The following is an 18,685-nucleotide window of genomic DNA, read 5'->3' on the forward strand; positions in this document are numbered from 1 at the left end:
GTCGCATGACAAAAGATTACGTCAGTTGGCTTATATCGACTAGTTTAGGTTTGCGGGTCAGCAAGTGGATGATAATCCAGGCGGTCAGGTACGTAAATCCACAGATAGTGAACAACAGGTTGTACCCCCCCGACAGATTTCCGGCCGCTTTGTAGGTGTCCAGCAAACGCCCGACCAGCATCGGGAAGAAGATGCCGCCGACGGCACCGGCCATCCCCGCTATACCAACGGCCGAACTTACCGCTTGTTTCGGAAATAAATCAGATGCCATCGTAAACACATTGGTCGCCCAGGCCTGGTGAACGGCCACTGCCAGACTAATCAGCCCCACCGCTACCCATACATCCGTCGCAAATTGAGCAAGGATAATGGATAATTCCAACCCGGCAAATACGATGAGGACCGTTTTTCGGGCTTTCAGTGTAGGCCAGCCACGTTTAATAAGCCAGGACGACAGGTACCCGCCCCCAATGCTGCCCACGGTGGTAGCGGTGTAGATGAGCATCAGCTCCAGACTTGGTTTTTTGAGGTCCAGCTTAAAGGTAGACGAGAAATAGGAGGGAAGCCAGAACAGGAAAAACCAGTAAATAGGATCGATAAGCCCTTTTCCGGTGATCAGCGCCCAGGTCTGTGGAAGCGTAAACAGCCGGAACCACTTGATGGGCAGTTTCTTTTCGGTTTCGACTTCCTGACCGCTGGTAATGTAGGTGTACTCATCTGCCGACAGCCGTTTTTGTCGGGCAGGAACTTCATAGAAGATCAGCCAGAATATTAGCCAGACGAATCCCATTGCCCCTGTAATCCAGAACACTTCCTGCCAGCCGTAGTGATTCAGTATCCAGGGAACAATGAGTAAGGCCACTACCACACCGATGCTGGTGCCGGCGTTAAACAGCCCCGTTGCCAGCGCACGCTCTTTTTGCGGAAACCACTCGGCTACCGTCTTTACAGCGGCCGGGTAATTTCCCGCTTCGCCCAGCCCTAACCCAACGCGGGCGAGACCAAACCCAAATGCACTTCGGGCCAATGCGTGCAGCATACCGGCTACGCTCCACCAGACGATCGTAACGGCATACCCTACTTTCGTGCCAACCTTGTCGATGAACCAGCCGAAAGCCAGCAGACCAACGGCATAAGCGGCCGTAAAGGCGATCACAATATTGGCAAACTGCGTTTCTGACCAGCTAAATTCAACTTCCAGAATGGGTTTCAATAAGCCGATGATCTGGCGGTCGAGGTAGTTGATGGTGGTAGCGGTGAAGAGCAAAATGACGATGATCCAACGGTAATTGTTGGGCTTGGAAGTAGTAGTCACTGGGAGTAGGGTTTAAAGTGTTAGGTTGGTGGGGGTGGTGGCTGCCGATGACGAGGTTGCTGGTTTGGGCATTGGCCCGTATCTTTTATATGGACAGCATTTGCTGGCGTTACAGCTATTTATCCATACATCAGTTAATACTGACTTCATAAAAAGACACGGGCCAATGCCCTCGCCAGCAACGCCATCAAACCCGCGCCTTCTCCATACGTTGTACAAAATCCTGTAGATGGCTTTTAAGGCCCTCCCAGTTTTTCTGCTGAACTAGGTTTTTGTCAAACAGGTGGCTGCCGATGCCGAGCCCGTCGGCCCCAGCTTTGAAATACGCGGCCATGTTGTCCAGACTTATACCGCCTGTGGGCATGAGTTTCAACTGGTTGAGGGGAGCTTTTAAGTCTTTGATGTAATCGGGGCCGAGGGATGTAGCCGGGTAAATCTTGACCATCGATGCACCCAGCGACCAGGCTTTGTAGATTTCCGATGGCGTAAAGGCTCCCGGAAAAATGGGCACACCGTGCTTGACGCAGGCTTTGATGACTTTCTTCTCAAGCACGGGCGTTACAATGAACTGAGCACCAGCAGCCAGTGCCTTTTCCAGGTCTTTCAATGTGCAGACCGTTCCGGCTCCGATGTTCAGCCCCTCGCTATGGTACTTTACCGCATTTTGGATGATGGCTTCGGCATAGTCGGTATTCATCGTGATCTCAATCGTCGTCAGTCCGGCTTCCCGGTAAATAGGCATGATGTGATGAATATCGTCGGGTTTCAGCCCCCGAATAATACCGACGACCGGCGCTTTGGAAAATAACTCCCAGGAGAAGGGTTGTTGACTCATGTAGGTTGGTTATTGGTTATTGAGTTAATGGTTAATGAGTTATTGGCAGGAAGTTATTAAACCTCCTGCCAATAACTCATTAACCATTAACCAGCTGGTTCTGGGCAATTTTTACTTGTCCGGCAATGGTGGCTTTGTCGATCAGATCAGCTGAAATAGTAGTTGTCCGGTTACTTAGTTGCAGCTCGTGCATGGCCAGCTTATACAGCTCATAAAGATTCGTCCCGCTGCACAAAATCAGCTGCCACTGTGGCTGGTCGATAAGCGTTTTTAGCTCCTCGCCGATGAGCAGACCACTGAGGTAAAGGGCATTCTCGGGTTTGGTCAATTGGCTGAATAACTGGTTTGTCCTGACCCGAAACAAGCTGTTCAGAATAGACGGTGACCCAGACTCCGTGACGCCGGATTTGAAGGCGTTGCATTCTCTTTCAGAAAACAAATCCAGTTCTTTGGGCGCAATGGAGTCTTTCAGAATACTGTAGTGCGCCATCAGATTAAAGACCTCGCCGGTCATGAACGTTTGAAAATCAATGACCTGCTGATTCTGGATATAGATATGCTTCGAATGCGTACCCGGAAAGATGAGTATCGACGCATTAGTAGTCACGTGCTGGGTATCCAACAGAGCCAGCAACCCAATAAGCTGCGTTTCTTCCCCGCGCATTACATCGTGCTCCGTCCGAACCCCCGAAATCAAGGTAATCTCATGCGGGAAATCACCCTGTTTGGGCAGTCGTTTGGTGCTGGACAGACTGCCATCGACCGGAAAGGGGAGGGTTGCATACGGCACTTCGGCCATCCCGATGGAGGACGAAGCCATACCCGAAATGACAATGGGGATGCCACTCAGATCAATGCCTACTTTGGTCGATAACTGCTTGATCTGCCGTTTCAACTGCCGACGGAAAAACTGTTCTCTGGGCAGCGTTGCTCCATCGCCAATGGCTTTCCAGGCCGTGAAGGTGCTGGCAATGCCTTCCTGCGATGTAATCTCCCCGATAAGTTGGTGGCCTGTGCTGTCTATGAGCCGTAGTCGAAAAGAAGACGTTCCCCAGTCGCAGCCTAATAGATAGTTTTTCATTGATTCTTCTTTTTGTGCTTGTTACGGCAACGCAAACGCTACATACGAGCCACCCGGCTTCAGGCCATAGCGGGTACCACCCGCAGCAATGACGATATACTGCTTTCCGCCAGCCATATAGGTTATGGGTGTGGCGAAGCCCCCGGCGGGTAATTTATACTCCCACACGATTTTACCGGTTTTTCGGTCAAATGCCCGAAGCTTTTCATCATATGTGGCTGCAATAAAAACCAGCCCACCCGCCGTCACGATGGGGCCACCGTGGTTTTCGGTGCCGGTGGGGGGAATCCCTTTTTTCGATAGTTCGGGGTATTCGCCCAGTGGTACCTGCCAGAGGTACTCGCCCGTGTTGAGGTTGATGGCGTTCAGCGTACCCCAGGGCGGTTTAATAGCCGGGTAATTATCCTGATCGCGAAACTGCGTATTGCCGTTGTTCAGATACGGTGGCGTATAGGGGAAGTCTTCTCCCTCAGCCGTAGGCGTGTTCACCACCGAACTGTGCTGGTCGTTGGCAGCTATGGCCGCCGTGGACGCGGCCGCCGTGGATGCGGGTTTGGTGTCGAGTTTGAACAGGTATCGGACAATAGCCTCCCGATCATCGGCAGACAGGTGCCCGAACGACGGCATACGGCCCCGGCCCGTTATCAGAATGGAAGTTACCTGCTCTTTCGTCAAACGCTTGTCAACGTCCGTCAAATTCGGGTAGGCCTGGGCCGTCTGGCTTGCTCCCCCCGATTTTTCACCCGCAGCATGACAAACGGCGCAGTTGGTGTTGAACAGGCTGCCGCCCCGTGTTAGGGCTACACCACCGGCCTGCGCCCGAACGTCGCGCATTTTGAGCCACCAGAGCATGGTGTTCGCATTTTGGTACAGAATTCCGTCCGGATCGGCAGCATTGCCGCCCCATTCGGCCCCGCCCCCGAAGCCGTAATACAGCGTCCCTTCAATACTGGGCGGCATATATTTGCTCCCATGTCGACTGTTGCGGTAACGGTCGAGGACGTAAGCGTGGGCTTCGGGCGTACGGGTCGTGATTTCGTTTTCGGTCAGCTCCTGCCGGACAAACGGAGCCGGTTTAGTTGGCACGGGCTGTGTAGGCCAGGGCTTTTCGCCGGGTAAGGCGGGCGATGTCATAACCGGAACTTCTTTCACCGGAAAGAGTGGTTTACCCGTGTCGCGATCCAGGACAAATACATAGCCGTCTTTGGTGGCCTGCGCTACGGCGTCGACCATCCGGGGCCGACCGTCGGGGCCTTTGTGTTTTACCGTGATAAGGTTCGGCGGACAGGGCAGATCGCGGTCCCACAAATCGTGGTGAACTGTCTGGAAATGCCACACCCGTTTGCCGGTGGCGGCATTCAGCGCAATGACACAGTTGGCAAACAGATTCTGGCCGGGGCGGGCACCTCCGTAAAAATCGACGGAGGGCGAACCGGTACCGGCGTACACGACACCGCGTTTTTCGTCGAGCACCATACCCGCCCAGCAGTTGGCACCCCCCAGCTTTTTGTAGGAATCTTTGCCCCAGGTTTCGTAGCCGTACTCACCCGGCAGCGGGATGGTATGGAACACCCAGGCAAGTTTACCCGTCCGTACATTAAACGCCCGGATGTAGCCCGGTGGCGCGTCGCCCCCCTCGTTAACGGCTGAGCCGGTGATGAGCATATCCTTGTAGATAACGCCGGGTGTCGTAACGCGAATGGACAGGTTCGCCACGTCGTGGCCGATGGTTTCCTTATCGCCAAGTCCTTCGTGCAGATCGACCTTTCCCTGCTTGCCGAAGCTCTCGACCGGCTTACCGGTGTTTGCATTAATGGCATACAGAAAGGAACCCACGGTGTACAGCACCCGCTTGTCGTTGCCATCTTCCCAGTACATCACCCCACGCATCGGGTGAAACCGGGGCTTGGTGTCGGGGTCGGCAAAGGGGTCGAACTGCCAGTGTTGCTTACCCGTAGCAGCATCTACGGCAAAGAGTTTTAGCCGGGGCGAGGTGCCGTAGAGAACACCGTTGACCACGATGGGCTGGCACTGAATATCCATCCCCCGTTGCGAGGCATCCTTATTATCGCCGGTGTCGTAGCTCCACGCCAGCTTCAGGTTTTTTACATTTTGTGTGTTGATCTGCGTTAGTTTCGAGTATCGGTTACCCGCGTTATTGCCGCCATAGGTCGGCCAGTCGTCGTTGGGGGGCGACTGGTTTATTGGTTTCGGGGCGTCTTTCAGGGACACAAAACTTCCCAGAATGAGCAGACCGAGTAAGGGTTTCAGGTATGTATTCATGGATTTGTTGAAGAGGTGTGGCTACCTCCCTTTTTCATAAAATTCGTACGCTATTTTCCATGTCACTTCTTTTCCGGGGGGCGCTTCCAACCTGATGTACGGCTCCGGACAGGAGGTGGTGGCGCAGGCCCAGTACACCAGCTTTTCCATGGGCTGATCGCTGGTGATATGGACGCCCGCTCCCGTTTTTTGATTCTCGATACGGATATCGTAATCGCTGGCCGTTGGCCCAAAACCGTGAACATCCGCCGTATACACGTTCTCTTTTTTCTCCAGATTACGGGCGTAAACAAACCGGTTGTCCTGCGTCACAATGAGGCTCCCGAATCCTTTTCCTTCGGCTTTTACGGCATACGGAAACCGGATTTCGATGCCGGGACCGGTGGGTTCTTTGTCGATGATGAAGAAATTGTGGTCGTACACGCTCGTTTTGATGGGCAACTTGCCAGTGTTTTTCAGGCTGTGTTCCAACACCAATTCCGGTTTGCCCTTGATGAGCCTTACCGTTTTTCGGTACACATAGCCGTAGCCCGTTGGGTCGTTCAGTTCATGCGTAAACTCAATACGGTCTTTACGCCGTTTTACCGTCCATTTGCCGTGGTCAGCCACTTCATAATTGCTCGCAAAAGTGTAGGGCTTGTCGGCAGCTTTGCGAAGGGTACCCACGCCAATCTTCACGAACGTATCCCCGGTTTTGGCCTCGGCATAACCCAGGGGCGTAAACTCCTCGGCAGGGCCGTTGATGGCATCGTGCATCTTAGGGTCGTAGTTCTCAAACCACTGGTCCACGAAACTGTGCCCTTTGTACGTCAGGCTTTTAAACGCCCCCGACCAGTCGAAACGGGTGCCCTGATAATAGCCCTGCTGTTCATCCGGCATATAAAGCGTTGTCTGAATAACACCGTTGGACAGGTCAGCCTGCGGCCAGTCGGCCAGAGGGACGGTTGTGCTGCACAAGCCGACTACGGCAAAGGCGGGGAGAAGGATACGTTTCAGGCTGGACATTTGGTGGATTGGTTAAGTCGTGGAATGGTGGAGTGAGTGGAGTGGTGTCGGGTCCTGGAACGCCAGCCCGGTCAGACCCGACACCACTCCACTCACTCCACCATTCCACTAATTTAAATTCGGGTTCAGCGACGTGTCACTATACGGCAGCGGGAACCAGTAATTGGCTTTTGTGATCGCTTTGATTGGTTGCAGGTCGTCAGGGCTCTTTTTGGCGTTGGCGGCTTCCACCTGTTCGAGCCGGACGAGGTCGAACCAACGGGTGCGCTCGGCGGCAAATTCCCAGGCTCGCTCCTCTACGACGGCGTCGGCAAACTGGCTGGCGGTCAGCCCATCACCGGGAGTTAGCGCTTTGGTTCCAGCAGCCCGTCCGCGCAACCGTACCTGATTCAGCGCATCATAGGCTGCCTGGTCGGGACCGCCGGTGCCCCGTGCTTTCGCTTCGGCGTAGATGGTCAGCACGTGGGCGTAGCGCATCATGACCGAGGGCAGCGAAATGCTCGACGTGACGATGTTTCCCTTGATGTACCACTTTTGGTAATACGGGTGCCGGGTCAGGCTTTGCTGCCACGGAATGGTAGAGGCCCCCAAACCAAACTGGGTGCGGAACGTCTTGTCTTTGCGGGGCCCTTCGGGGAACATCGCGAAGAAATTCAACTCCGCAAACATATCGTCCCAGCCGCCTTCTTCGCCGGGCATAGCCGTGTTGCCGTAGGTCGCATTGGCCGTGCCGCTGCCTGCCGCAAAGCCGCTGATTTGATAGACCGATTCGGGGATGATAGCCACCGCCGGGTCGTTTTCAAAGACGGCGGCAAAAGTAGGCATTAACTGAAATCCATACAGGGTGCTGTTGTTGATCACCTCTTTTGCTTTGGTCGCTGCGAGGTCATATTTGTCAGTTTGCTTTAACGGCCAGCCCGCCATTGTCAGGTACACATCGGCCAGAAATGCCTTCGCCGAGCCCGCATTGGGCCGACCCGGATCGCGCCGGGTGTTGGGCAGCATGGTTTCGGCTTTCTTTAGATCCGACACGATCAGGTCATACACCTGCGCTACCGTCGATTTTTTGATGGTCAGCAAACTATCCGAATATTCCCCCGCCGTAACGAGCGGAATATTGCCATAAAAGCGCGTCAGCCAGTAATACGAAAAGCCCCGGATGAAGTAGGCTTCGCCCGCAATGATGTCAATTGTGGCCTTGGTGCCCACCGTTTTCGAGTAGTTATTAATAACGTTGTTAGCTCCCTGAATGGCTTTGTAACAGCCATTGTACACCGCCCCCGAGCGCTGGTTGGTGGTCGACACGTTGAACTGGTCGAACTCCCGCCAGTCGGCCTTGTTGCTGGCGGGGTGGGTGGTCACGTCGTCGGCCCCCAGCACAGCCCCGTTGGCCGAGGGGTGAATAAATCCGTACGTCCATTGGGAGCCCAGTCCTTTGTAAGCCCCCGTCAGCGCCGATTCCAGGCCGTCCTGAGTCGACAGCACATTGGGGCCGTAGAGCAGGCCGGTGGTGTCTTCGTTGAGGTAATTTTTGCAGCCCGTTGCCAGTGCGGCAGCGAGTAAACAGATCAATATCTTTTTCATACTAGCGAAGAGTAAGGGGCTTAAAAACCGAGGTTCAGGCCGATGGTGTAGGTTTTTGAGTTAGGATAAGAGCCGTAATCGATACCGATAGCCGTATCGGTACCGGAGCCAACGCTGCTCGATTCCGGATCTGGTCCCTTGTATTTGGTGATGGTCAGCAGGTTCGTCGCACTGAAAAATATCCGCGCATTAGCCTTGTTGCGAAGCACCGACGCCGGTAAGTTGTACGAAAGACTCACGTTCTTGAGCCGGACGAAACTGCCATCTTCCAGGAATCGGCTCGACTGCGTGAACGGCTGATACGTTCTCGTGAAGGCGGGCACGTCGGAGGTTTCGTTGCCTGGTCGGTAGTAATCCCGAACTTCAGCCAGGATAAACTGACGCGCATCGCCCGCGCCGGAAAGCGCAGCTGCCCGCGTGTAATTGAGCTTGTCGACGCCAAAGACGCCGTTGAAGAAAACGTTCAACGTCAGTCCTTTGTAACTGAGCGTGTTATTCCAGCCGCCGGTTGCTTTCGGAAAAGCGCGACCGATAATCTGGAAATCGTCGGTCGTGATGGAGTTGTCGCCGTTGAGGTCTTGGTAGTGCGGATCGCCGGGAACACGGCCGAATCGGGCGGCCAGATCGGATTCATTGGGCTTGAAGGTACCCAGGTATTTCAGGCCCCAGTATGATCCGAGGGGTTCGCCGGGCATCAACATAAACTCGTTGGTGGTCGACATCCCCGCGCCTACGCCTGTACCGGTACCCAGCCGGGGTAGTCCACCCAGGCTGATGACCTGATTTTTAAGGGTAGAGAAGTTCAGGTTCGTTTCCCAACGGAAGCCGCCTTTGTCGAAGGGCGTTCCACCGAGCGATAATTCAAATCCTTTATTCTCGATTTCGCCCACGTTTCGGGTCTGCGTACCACCACCAGCATAACTCGGTAAGGCGACGTTCAGCAGCAGGTCGGTGGTGTTTTTCTTGAAGTAATCCGCTTCGAAGCGTAACCGTCCGTTGAAGAACTCCATTTCCAGGCCAACGTCGGTCTGTTTAGTCGTTTCCCATTTGAGGTTGCGGTTGCCCTGATTTCCCTGAATCACCCCCGCCACAGCCGCTGTGTTGTTGAACGCCACAAAAGTGGTGTTGTAGGGCGACAGTGTAGCGTAGGGGTTGATGGCCTGACTGCCCGTCATACCCCAGCTTCCGCGAAGTTTGAGGTTGCTGAACACGTTCATCTTTTTGATGAATTCCTCTTCCGACAGTCGCCAGCCCAACGCCAGCGAGGGGAAAACACTGTTTCGGTTCTCGGGGCTGAACTTGGACGAGCCATCCTGCCGAACGGCTGCCGTGACCAGATATTTGTCTTTGTAGGCGTAATTGACCCGGCCAAGCAGTGAGAGCAGTGTCCATTTCTGGAAGCCGGAGCCTACCGAAGCCGCCGAGTTGCCGCCGATGTTATTGTAGCCCAGTTGCGGAAAACGCAGTCCCGTAGCGGTGGCCGTAAAGTTATTATCTGTAAACTGCTGCGTTTCCAGCACCGCCACCGCATTGATGGAGTGGTTGCCGAACGCCACCGTATAGTTCAGCGAGTTCGTGTTCTGTAACGTCACCTGCTCCGACGAATAGCGGCTGGCGCTGGGGTTGTTGTTAGAAAGCCGTTTGCCCGAAAAGTTCAGGTTTTGGGCGTTCAGGTAGTTGACAGCATATTGCAAATCCAGCGTAAGGCCTTTGATCGGAAGCTTGTAATTCAAGCCGCCATTCACGTTGATGGATGACCGGTCGAGGTCTGCCGCCTGATCGTAGAGGTAGTCAATCGGATTGCGGTACACCGATCCGATAGGGTCGGTAAAGGTAGGTTGCCCGTCGGAGCCGTAAGCGGGGGTTGTAGGCGCCCACGCCAGTGCCTGAATGATGGCTCCACCCCCGTTGGTGTTATGGTTTCTCGACTTCGTACCCCATAAATTCAATCGGAACGAAAGCTTGTCATTGATCTGCGTATTCAGATTGGTGCGCAGAATATACCGTTTAAAACCGCTGTTTTCCACAATACCGTTCTGGTTGACGTAGTTACCGGAAATCAGAAACGTTGTTTTGTCGCCACCGCCCGATACGGTAATCTGGTGCTGCTGGCCGCTGCCCGTTCGGAAAACGATGTCTTGCCAGTCGGTGCCGCCATTTTGTTTAAACTGGGCGATCTGGTCGGTAGTAAAGGGGAGATTTGAGCCGGTAGCCGTGGCGCGGGCGTTCACGATTTCGGCAAATTCACCGGCGGGTAAAATGTCATATTTCTTGATCACGCTGGAGACGCTGCCCTGCCCTTCGTAATTGACTTTAATACCCTTGGCTCCTTTTTTGGTGGTGATAATGACCACGCCATTTGCCCCGCGGCTGCCGTAAATAGAGGTCGAAGCGGCATCTTTCAACACCTGTAGCGTTTCGATGTCGCTGGGATTTATGAAGTTGAAATCAGCCCCGACAAAGCCATCTACCACGTACAATGGGTTGTTGCTGCCCAGCACCGAATTGGCTCCCCGTATCCGGATGCGGGCATCGCCACCGGGCGCTCCCGTTGCCTGGGTTACCTGTACGCCAGCCGCGCGGCCCTGCAAGACCTGATCAATGCGGGTAACGGGCTGCTGGGCAAATTCCTTCGTCGAGATGGCCGACAGAGCACCGGTAACGTCCGTTTTGCGTTGCGTACCATACCCTACCACGACTACTTCATTGAGTGTTTTCTGGTCTTCGGCCAACTGCACATTAATGACCGTGCGTCCATTTATAGGCACCGTTTGCCCGGCATAGCCAATGTTTGAGAACACCAGCGATCCATTACCCGGCGCATTTAGTGTAAAATTTCCCGACGCATCGGTGGACGTTCCCAGCGTAGTTCCGCTCACTTGGACGTTGACGCCCGGCAGCCCCTGATTGTCCGGTCCGGTAACCGTACCCGTGATTCTGGCGTTCTGTGCGAAGGCATAGCCCCGGCAGAGCAGCAGTAGAAAAAAGAAAAGTTTTACATGCTTTTTCATGAGATAAATTAATTGAGTAGAGGAAATTGATTGTGTTGGGGTAGTTCACTATAGAATTGTAATAACTCCTCTACCAGTCCACCACCGAGCCGTCGAGCGCGTTGTACGATTCGGGGTTTTTCCAGTCGTGGCCGATCTTGTCTTTTAGCTGGGCTTCGTCCAGTTCGACACCCAGACCGGGTCCCTGCGGAATCATGACGGTACCGTCTTTCTGTAGCTTGAACGGGTTCTTGATGTAGCCTTCGCCCAGCGATACCTGCTCCTGTACCAGAAAATTTGGTACACTGGCGGCTAGTTGCAGACCAACGGCCAGTGAGATTGGACCCATCGGGTTGTGCGGGGCAATGGGCACATAATACGCTTCGGCCATGCCCGCAATCAGGCGACCTTCCGTAATACCGCCCGCATGACAGAGGTCGGGCTGGACGATGCTGACGGCCTTTTTCTCCAGCAGCTCGCGAAACCCCCATTTGGTGAAAATCCGCTCTCCGGCAGCAATGGGCAGGTGGGTGCCCCGTGCAATGTCGACCATTGTATCGACGTTCTGCGCCTGACAGGGCTCTTCCACGAACATGGGCTGATAACGCTCCAATTCTTTGATCAGAATCTTGGCCGTCTGGGGTGGAATACTGCCGTGGAAATCAATGGCAATGTCCATATCGTCGCCACCGGCCTGCCGCAGCTCCGCAAAATTGTTGATCGCATTCCGGACAAAACGGGGGTTCTCGACAATGTTGGCCGGGTCTTTTTTGAAAACACCCGTTTTGATGACGGTATACCCTTCGGCCTTCCGTTTCTTGATCTCCTCGCCCGAACTGGCGCGTCCGTACACGCGCACCCGGTCGCGGGTGGGGCCGCCTAGGAGTTCGTAGACCGGCACGTTCAGGAGCTTGCCTTTAATGTCCCATAGGGCGTGGTCGATGCCGCTCAGGGCGCTGGTCAGAATGGGACCGCCCCGGTAGAACGCGTGGCGATAAATGGCCTGCCAGTGGTGAACGATATGACGCGGGTCTTTCCCGATCAGGTAAGGCTCCACTTCTTTAATGGCCGTTTGGATGGTCAGCGCCCGCCCTTCGAGCAGCGGCTCGCCCAGCCCGACGACGCCTACATCGGTATGGATTTTCAGGAAGATCCAGCGGGGCTTCACCAGAAAGGTTTCCAGCTTCGTGATCTTCACCTTGCTGTAATCGGCAAAGTGCCCCGGACTGGCCGCATACGACGATTGCGGGAGCGTCATGGCCGTTACGCCCGTCACACCCAGTACCGACTGGATGGCCGCCCGGCGGGAGATACCCGTTTTTTTATTTGATGATTTCATAGAGGGTTTAGGGGAGTTTAGTGGTGGAGCAGGTGGGGTGGGTGGTGTCGGGTTCTTAAACCCAACTCCACCCACTCCACCAAATCACGGCCGGATGATCGTTCCGTCCATCTTCCGCACCTGCCAGTTCGACTTGGTTGTAATCGGGTATTTGGCGGCTTCTTTCTCGTTGATGTCAACCCCTAAACCTGGCACCTCGTTGACCGACATGTAGCCTTTGTTCATCGTTGGGCAACCGCTGAAAACGGCCTGGGTCTTCTCCGAAAACTGCACCGCTTCCTGAATGCCGAAGTTCCAGACCGCGAGGTCGATGTGCGCGTGGGCGGCATGCCCCACCGGCGATACATCGCCCGGTCCGTGCCAGGCGGTGCGAACGTTGAACCACTCGCCCAGCCGCGCTACCTTCATGGCCGGGGTGATGCCGCCGATCTGCGACACGTGAATCCGGATGTAGTCGAACCACTGGTTCACCATCGGCTCCTTGAACTCGTTGATGTTGTTAAATAGCTCACCCATCGCAATAGGTACCGTGGTCGTTTGCCGCAACTGGGCGAACCACTTCATGTTTTCGGGCGAGAAGGGGTCTTCGATAAAGAAAGGGCGGTATTCTTCCACCTGCTTGATCATGTTGATGGCCTCCATGGGCTGTACCCGCTCGTGTACGTCGTGAAGCAGTTCGATTTCCTCGCCACACTCTTTGCGCACGACATTGAACATCTTGGGCACCGATTTCAGGTAGCCCATTACGTTCATGTACGCGTCGCCTTCGTAGCCGAAACCGGCCGCTTTGAAGTCGGGCTTGTCGACGGTGCTGCCTACGCCACCGTAGCCGCCCTGCTGAATACGGATGTACTTGAAGCCCTGTTCCATGAACTTCTTCACGCTATCGGCGGTGGCTTCGGGCGTGGTGCCGCCCGCGTGGGTGTAGCAGGGAATGGCGAAGCGCACTTTGCCGCCCAGCAACTGGTAAACCGGCATATTCGCCCGTTTGCCTTTGATGTCCCACAGTGCCTGATCAAGACCGGAGAGGGCGTTGTTGAGCACCGGCCCGTTGCGCCAGTAGGAACTGACATAGGCCGACTGCCACATGTCTTCAATGTTGTCGACGTCCTTGCCAACGCAGAAGTCATTGAGGTAGCTGTTGATGGCCACAACGACGGCGGCAGCGCGCTGGGTGAAGGTAGCACAGCCAAGGCCATACAGACCGGGTTCGGTGGTTTCCACCTTCACGACGATCAGGTTCGAGCCCTGTGGCGCGGTCGCGATGGCTTTGACACTTTTGATCTTGACGGGTGCCAGCCCTTTAGCATACTGCGGGGTTCCCTGCTGTTCACGGGCTTCGGCGGTGGAGATGCCACCAAACAGACTTAACAGACCGGCAGACGAGCCGAATCCAAGCATTTTCAACGTGTCGCGACGACTTTGATCAGGTTTATTCATTTGAGAAAAAGAAAGGTTAATAGGTTGTAAGTATGAGGGGTAGGGGTGAATCCCTACTTCTTGTCCCACCACACTCGTGTATCAAGCGTGTTTGGTCCCTGCCGGGTGATGGCTTCGTTCAGGTTTGCCGAATTAACAACGATCTCGCTGTCCGGGTAGGGCATGCGCCGGATGAAGTCGCCTTTCACTTCGGAGCCGGGGTACGGATTTTTCTTCAGGGCCGGGAAGCCGCTGCGCCGGAAATTGGCGAAGGACTCATTGCCATCCAGGAAGGTTGCTACCCAGTACTGCGTGTTTATCAGTTCCAGCGCTTTGGCCGCATCCAGGGGGTGCGTATCCAGATACACTTTAATATCAGCTTCCGGAACGGCTGATCCATAAGACGCCATCTGTTCCAGATTGGCCCGGATACCTTTGGCGTAATAGTCGGCTGCCGAGCCCGTTACCCAGCCCCGAACGGCGGCTTCGGCCAGCAGCAACTGCACTTGTGAGTAGGTGATGTGAAACTCAGGGGCATCTAACTTCAATACCGTGTTCAGGTTTACCTGGCTGTAATCCCACAGGCTGGCTACTCCGTTTTGGGCTAGTGTCGTTGTAATGGACACGTCATTGTAGCCCATCGGCATCCCGATCTGCACTTTTGGGTCGGAGGAGGCACGCGAAGTTGTTTGTTCCTGGCCACCTTTGGCCCCTACGTAGCGAACCGCGAAAATGGGCAGACGCGGATCGTTGTTCTCTTTCAGGTAATTAACGAACGGAGCCGCGAGGTAGAAATTGGTTTTTTCGCGGGCGGCCAGGTGGTTGGCAATGTAGTTGTTGTAAATGGCCGTGTGCCTGATAATCGAGTTGTCGGCGTTGGACTGGAACACGCCCCCCGCTACAGCTTTGGCTACGTAGGATTGCGCCGTGGCGGGATCGACTTTGGTTAACCGCATGGCGGCTCGCAGCATAAACGAATAGCCGAGCTTTTTCCATTTGGCAACGTCGCCCCCGTATAGAATATCCGTAACGACGGGCGTCTGTGCCGTGGTCAGCGCGGCCGATGCTTCCTCAAACTCTTTCAGGATATCTTTGTAAATGGCCTGTTGGGCGTCGTATTTAGGGGAGATGATCTCGTTCGTGTAGCCCTGTCCCGCTTCGAAATACGGTATATCGCCGTAGGTATCGGTCAGGATCATAAAGATGTATGCTTTCCAGATGCGGGCCTGGTTATAGGTATTGGACTGGAGCGGGTCATTTTTGGTCTGGTCCAGCACGGCGACCAACTGTTTGAGCACATTTCGGTAGAAGTTAACCCACACCAGCGGGGTATTGCTCCCGTTGACCTGGTCGTAGTTGGCCCCCGACAACGAACTGCCATAAGGCGTAATGATCTGCTGCACAATGCCAAAATTGTACGTCAGCATGCCCAGCGTGCCAAAGCCATCGAGGTAGGTAGTGCTGATAATGGCTTTGTTAAGCACCAGCGAAGGAGCTAGTGCCGTCGGGTTTACCCGGTTCGTATTTAATTCGGTAAACCCTTCATCACAGCCCGAAAGCAGGCTTAGCGAGAGGAGTAAGGGAAGGATGTATCTTAGATTTGTTTTCATGATTTCTGTCGTTTGGGTTTGTCATTGCGGGAAATGACAGAAAAAATTAGAAGCGGGCGTTCAGGTTGAAACCGATGCTGCGGGTAGGTGGCAGGCCTGGCCAGAAATCCAGCCCTACGGCGTTATCCGACGAAACAAGCACTTCTTCAGGGTCCATGTTCTCTGTCCACTTTTTGATGATCAGGACGTTGTTGGCCACCGCATTCACCCGCAGGCCTTTCAGGAAAAACCGTTGGGGCAGGATCTTATCGAAATCGTAGCCCAGGGAAATCTGACGCAGTTTCCAGAAGCCGGCGTTGAATACGAAATCTTCATTGATACCCAGCGGATTGATTGACTCGTAGAAGGGCTGCACGGCGGCTCTCGTCTGGTTGATCTCTCCGTTTGGATTGACCCCGTTGCCGATCACATACCCTACATCCCGACCCGGTAATGTCCGTTTCGACAGGCCGTGACGCATGTAATTGATGTTACGACCCGCAATCATTTTATGGCCCAGCTTGAAGTCGATCAGCGCCGATAGTACGATGCCCCGGTATGTGAAGGTGTTCGTAATACCACCGAAATAGTTTGGCAGGGCATTGCCCACGTTTTTCAGGGTATTGTTCCGAAGTGGCATTCCGCTGTTGGGGTCGAACACCTGCCGACCCTGCGCATCCCGCAGGTAGGTGAAGGTATACAACTGCCCGATGGGCTTGCCCACCACCTGATTGAGTGTGCGGCCACCGCCACTGCTGACGGTAATGACGGTGTCGTTGGGGGATAAGCCAAGTTTCAGGACTTTAGAGGTATTGTACGACACGTTGGCGCTCACATCCCAGCGGAAGGCAGTCGTCCGCACGGGCGAGAAGGTTAGCAGCATCTCAAGTCCCTGGTTCATACTCCGGCCTACGTTGATCAGCTTGCTGGTGTACGACGAGGCATCGGAAACCTGAGCGGCCAGAATCTGATCGTCCGTTGTTTTGTGGTAATACGTGAAATCAAAGCCTACTTTGTTGGCAAACAGCTTCAGTTCCAGTCCCACTTCGGCCTCCTGAATACGGAGCGGACGCAGGTTTTTATTGGGAACAACCGTTGCATTGATGCCGCCCACGGGCACCAGCGCTCCAGAAGGGTTCGGGAAGGAGTTGTTGTCTACCGAAAAATACAGCGCATTGGAGTAGGGGTCGACGTTGTCCGAGCCGACCTGCGCATAGGCCGCCCGCAACTTCCCGAACGATAGCCAGGCGGGCATGTTGTCGAACGCCTGGGAGAACACGAAACTACTTGTTACGGATGGGTATAGAATGCTTCGGTTGGAAGGGGCCAGTGTCGAGAACCAGTCATTGCGGGCGGTAGCGCTCAAAAACAGGAAGTCTTTGTAGGATACCGTAGCAGCCCCAAATACGGAGTTGATCTTTTTCTCGGCCAGACTGTAGAGCGGGTCTTTGATGCGGCCGTTCATGACGGTATACAGCCCCGGCTGCACAAAATCCTGTACCGATACGCTGTTGTAATCGTTGCGGGCGTAGCGGTGGTTGCCACCCAGCGTTACGTCCACGCCGATCGTACCAAACGTCTTATTCATGCCAAGAATCAAGTCGAGGTTCCGTTCGGTGTTCTGACGGACATCCTGCGTGTAAGAACCGTTTACAAAACCTACCGGGGCGCGGGCAATGGGCGCATACCCGTTCGGGATGTTGTACTCCTGGTTACGCACATAATAATCCTGCGCCAGGCGGGCCTGAGCGTACAGCCAGTCGGTGAACTGGTATTTAAGGGCCACATTTCCGAACAGACGGTTTCGATTGACGTTCTCGAATTTATGGCTCATGGAATAGTAGGGGTTATTCCGAACCAAAAACCGCGAAAAAACGAACTCATCGCCGTTGGGCAATGTCTGATTGTCGCGCAGTGCGTCGAAAGGCATCGAGTTGGCCAGTGTAAAAATCACCGTTGAGACCGACAAGTCCTGGGTATTTAGCTGGGGTGGATTGACGTTATTCTCCAGCGAGTAATTGATGTTTCCCTGTGCGGTCAGTTTGGGCGTAATGTTCTGCGTGAATCCCAGGTTGATCACCTTGCGGTTGAAGGTGTTGTTTTCCATGATTCCCCGGTTGTCTGTATTGCCAAAGGATAGGCTAAAACCGCCGTTCTGGCCGCTGTTCGAGACCGTTACAGTATTCGTAAAGTTGGTGCCTACGCGGTAGAACTGGCGCACCCGATTGTAAACGGGCTCGTAAGGGTAAGTCTTGTTATCGAACAGAATTTGCGTCATGCCCGGCTGGAATTTCTCCCCGAAGCTCCATACACCCGAGGTTGGATTACGGTCGGTTGGTCGTTTGCCGCCTTCGCCCTGCCCGTATTCGTATTGAAAGTCCGTAAAATCCAGCGGGGTGTCGGTCGTGAAGTTGGCGTTGTAGGTGACACCGAAGCCTTTGCCCGATCCCCGGCTTTTGGTCGTGATCATGACCACGCCGTCTTTGGCGCGCGAGCCGTACAGAGCTGCGGCTGTCGCTCCTTTCAACACAGTCATGGTCTCGATATCGTCGGGATTGATGCTGCTCAATCCATCGCCCCCATCCGAACTGTTGGACGCCCGGTTACCGAAATCACCCCCGAGGGAGTAGTTGGAGTTGTCGATGGGCACCCCGTTCACGACGATCAGCGGGTTGTTCTGTCCGCTGAACGACGACTGCCCCCTGATGCGGATTTTAGCCGTTCCGGCGGGACCGGTTCCCATAGATGTGATGTTGACACCGGCCATTTTACCTTGTAACCCACTCATGAAATTGGGTGTCCGGTTTACGTTGATCTGTTCAGAATTGACCGTCGCCGTGGCGTAGCCCAGCGTTTTGGCTTCCCGCTTGATACCAAGGGCCGTGACCACTACCTCATCGATGGCCTTGGCATCTTCGGCCAGTTCGACGTTCACGACCGAGCGATTATTGACGGGTACTGTCTGGCTGACGTAGCTGATGTAGGAGAAAATCAGCGAGGCATTGGCGGGTGCGTTGATGGCGTAATTCCCCGACGCATCGGTTGCAGTACCAACAGAAGTACCACTGACCAGAACGTTCACGCCAGGTAATGGCTCCTTGTCCGTACCGGTTACCTTACCGGTTATTCGGTTCGTCTGGGCGTGTAACAGACCGCAACTCAGGAGCAGACAACAAAGAAAGATTAGAGCTTTATTCATGTGTAACAGAGATTTAGGGTAGCAGAATAGGCAATGTATTGTCCTT

The 18,685-nt window shown here is 54.4% G+C and carries 11 protein-coding genes; all 11 read right to left on the reverse strand.

What is annotated here, in order from left to right; translation table 11 throughout:
- Positions 1-16: 16 nt before the first annotated feature.
- The 11 genes from NT073_RS28890 to NT073_RS28940 all read right to left on the reverse strand — a co-directional run bounded on the left by NT073_RS28890 (position 17) and on the right by NT073_RS28940 (position 18,639).
- Positions 17-1,315: an MFS transporter gene (locus tag NT073_RS28890; RefSeq protein ID WP_297380992.1), complete on the reverse strand. Its 1,299-nt coding sequence runs from the start codon at positions 1,313-1,315 to the stop codon at positions 17-19.
- A gap of 187 nt (positions 1,316-1,502) precedes the next feature.
- Entirely contained in the window at positions 1,503-2,150 is a 648-nt protein-coding gene (locus NT073_RS28895) for a bifunctional 4-hydroxy-2-oxoglutarate aldolase/2-dehydro-3-deoxy-phosphogluconate aldolase (RefSeq protein ID WP_297380994.1), read from the reverse strand.
- A gap of 79 nt (positions 2,151-2,229) precedes the next feature.
- Positions 2,230-3,231 carry a 2-dehydro-3-deoxygalactonokinase gene (locus NT073_RS28900; RefSeq protein WP_297380996.1) on the reverse strand — a complete coding sequence of 334 codons (1,002 nt, stop codon included), beginning with the start codon at positions 3,229-3,231 and terminating at the stop codon, positions 2,230-2,232.
- Between the two features lie 21 nt (positions 3,232-3,252).
- Entirely contained in the window at positions 3,253-5,514 is a 2,262-nt protein-coding gene (locus tag NT073_RS28905; protein ID WP_297380999.1) for a PQQ-binding-like beta-propeller repeat protein, read from the reverse strand.
- A gap of 21 nt (positions 5,515-5,535) precedes the next feature.
- Positions 5,536-6,519, reverse strand: a complete 984-nt coding sequence (locus NT073_RS28910; protein WP_297381002.1) for a hypothetical protein — start codon at positions 6,517-6,519, stop codon at positions 5,536-5,538.
- A 108-nt stretch (positions 6,520-6,627) separates the two neighbouring features.
- Positions 6,628-8,103, reverse strand: a complete 1,476-nt coding sequence (locus tag NT073_RS28915) for a RagB/SusD family nutrient uptake outer membrane protein (protein WP_297381005.1) — start codon at positions 8,101-8,103, stop codon at positions 6,628-6,630.
- 20 nt (positions 8,104-8,123) lie between these two features.
- Complete coding sequence (locus NT073_RS28920; RefSeq protein WP_297381007.1) at positions 8,124-11,114, reverse strand: TonB-dependent receptor; 2,991 nt, start codon at positions 11,112-11,114, stop codon at positions 8,124-8,126.
- A gap of 70 nt (positions 11,115-11,184) precedes the next feature.
- A complete protein-coding gene (gene dgoD / locus NT073_RS28925; RefSeq protein ID WP_297381009.1) occupies positions 11,185-12,432 on the reverse strand; it encodes a galactonate dehydratase in 1,248 nt (415 codons plus the stop codon).
- A gap of 84 nt (positions 12,433-12,516) precedes the next feature.
- A complete protein-coding gene (locus tag NT073_RS28930; protein WP_297381012.1) occupies positions 12,517-13,872 on the reverse strand; it encodes an enolase C-terminal domain-like protein in 1,356 nt (451 codons plus the stop codon).
- A 53-nt stretch (positions 13,873-13,925) separates the two neighbouring features.
- Entirely contained in the window at positions 13,926-15,461 is a 1,536-nt protein-coding gene (locus tag NT073_RS28935; protein WP_297381015.1) for a SusD/RagB family nutrient-binding outer membrane lipoprotein, read from the reverse strand.
- Between the two features lie 46 nt (positions 15,462-15,507).
- On the reverse strand, positions 15,508-18,639 hold the full coding sequence (locus tag NT073_RS28940) for a SusC/RagA family TonB-linked outer membrane protein (protein ID WP_297381018.1): 3,132 nt from the start codon (positions 18,637-18,639) through the stop codon (positions 15,508-15,510).
- Positions 18,640-18,685: the final 46 nt, after the last annotated feature.

This window comes from Spirosoma sp. (assembly GCF_026391055.1).
Taxonomy (GTDB): domain Bacteria; phylum Bacteroidota; class Bacteroidia; order Cytophagales; family Spirosomataceae; genus Spirosoma.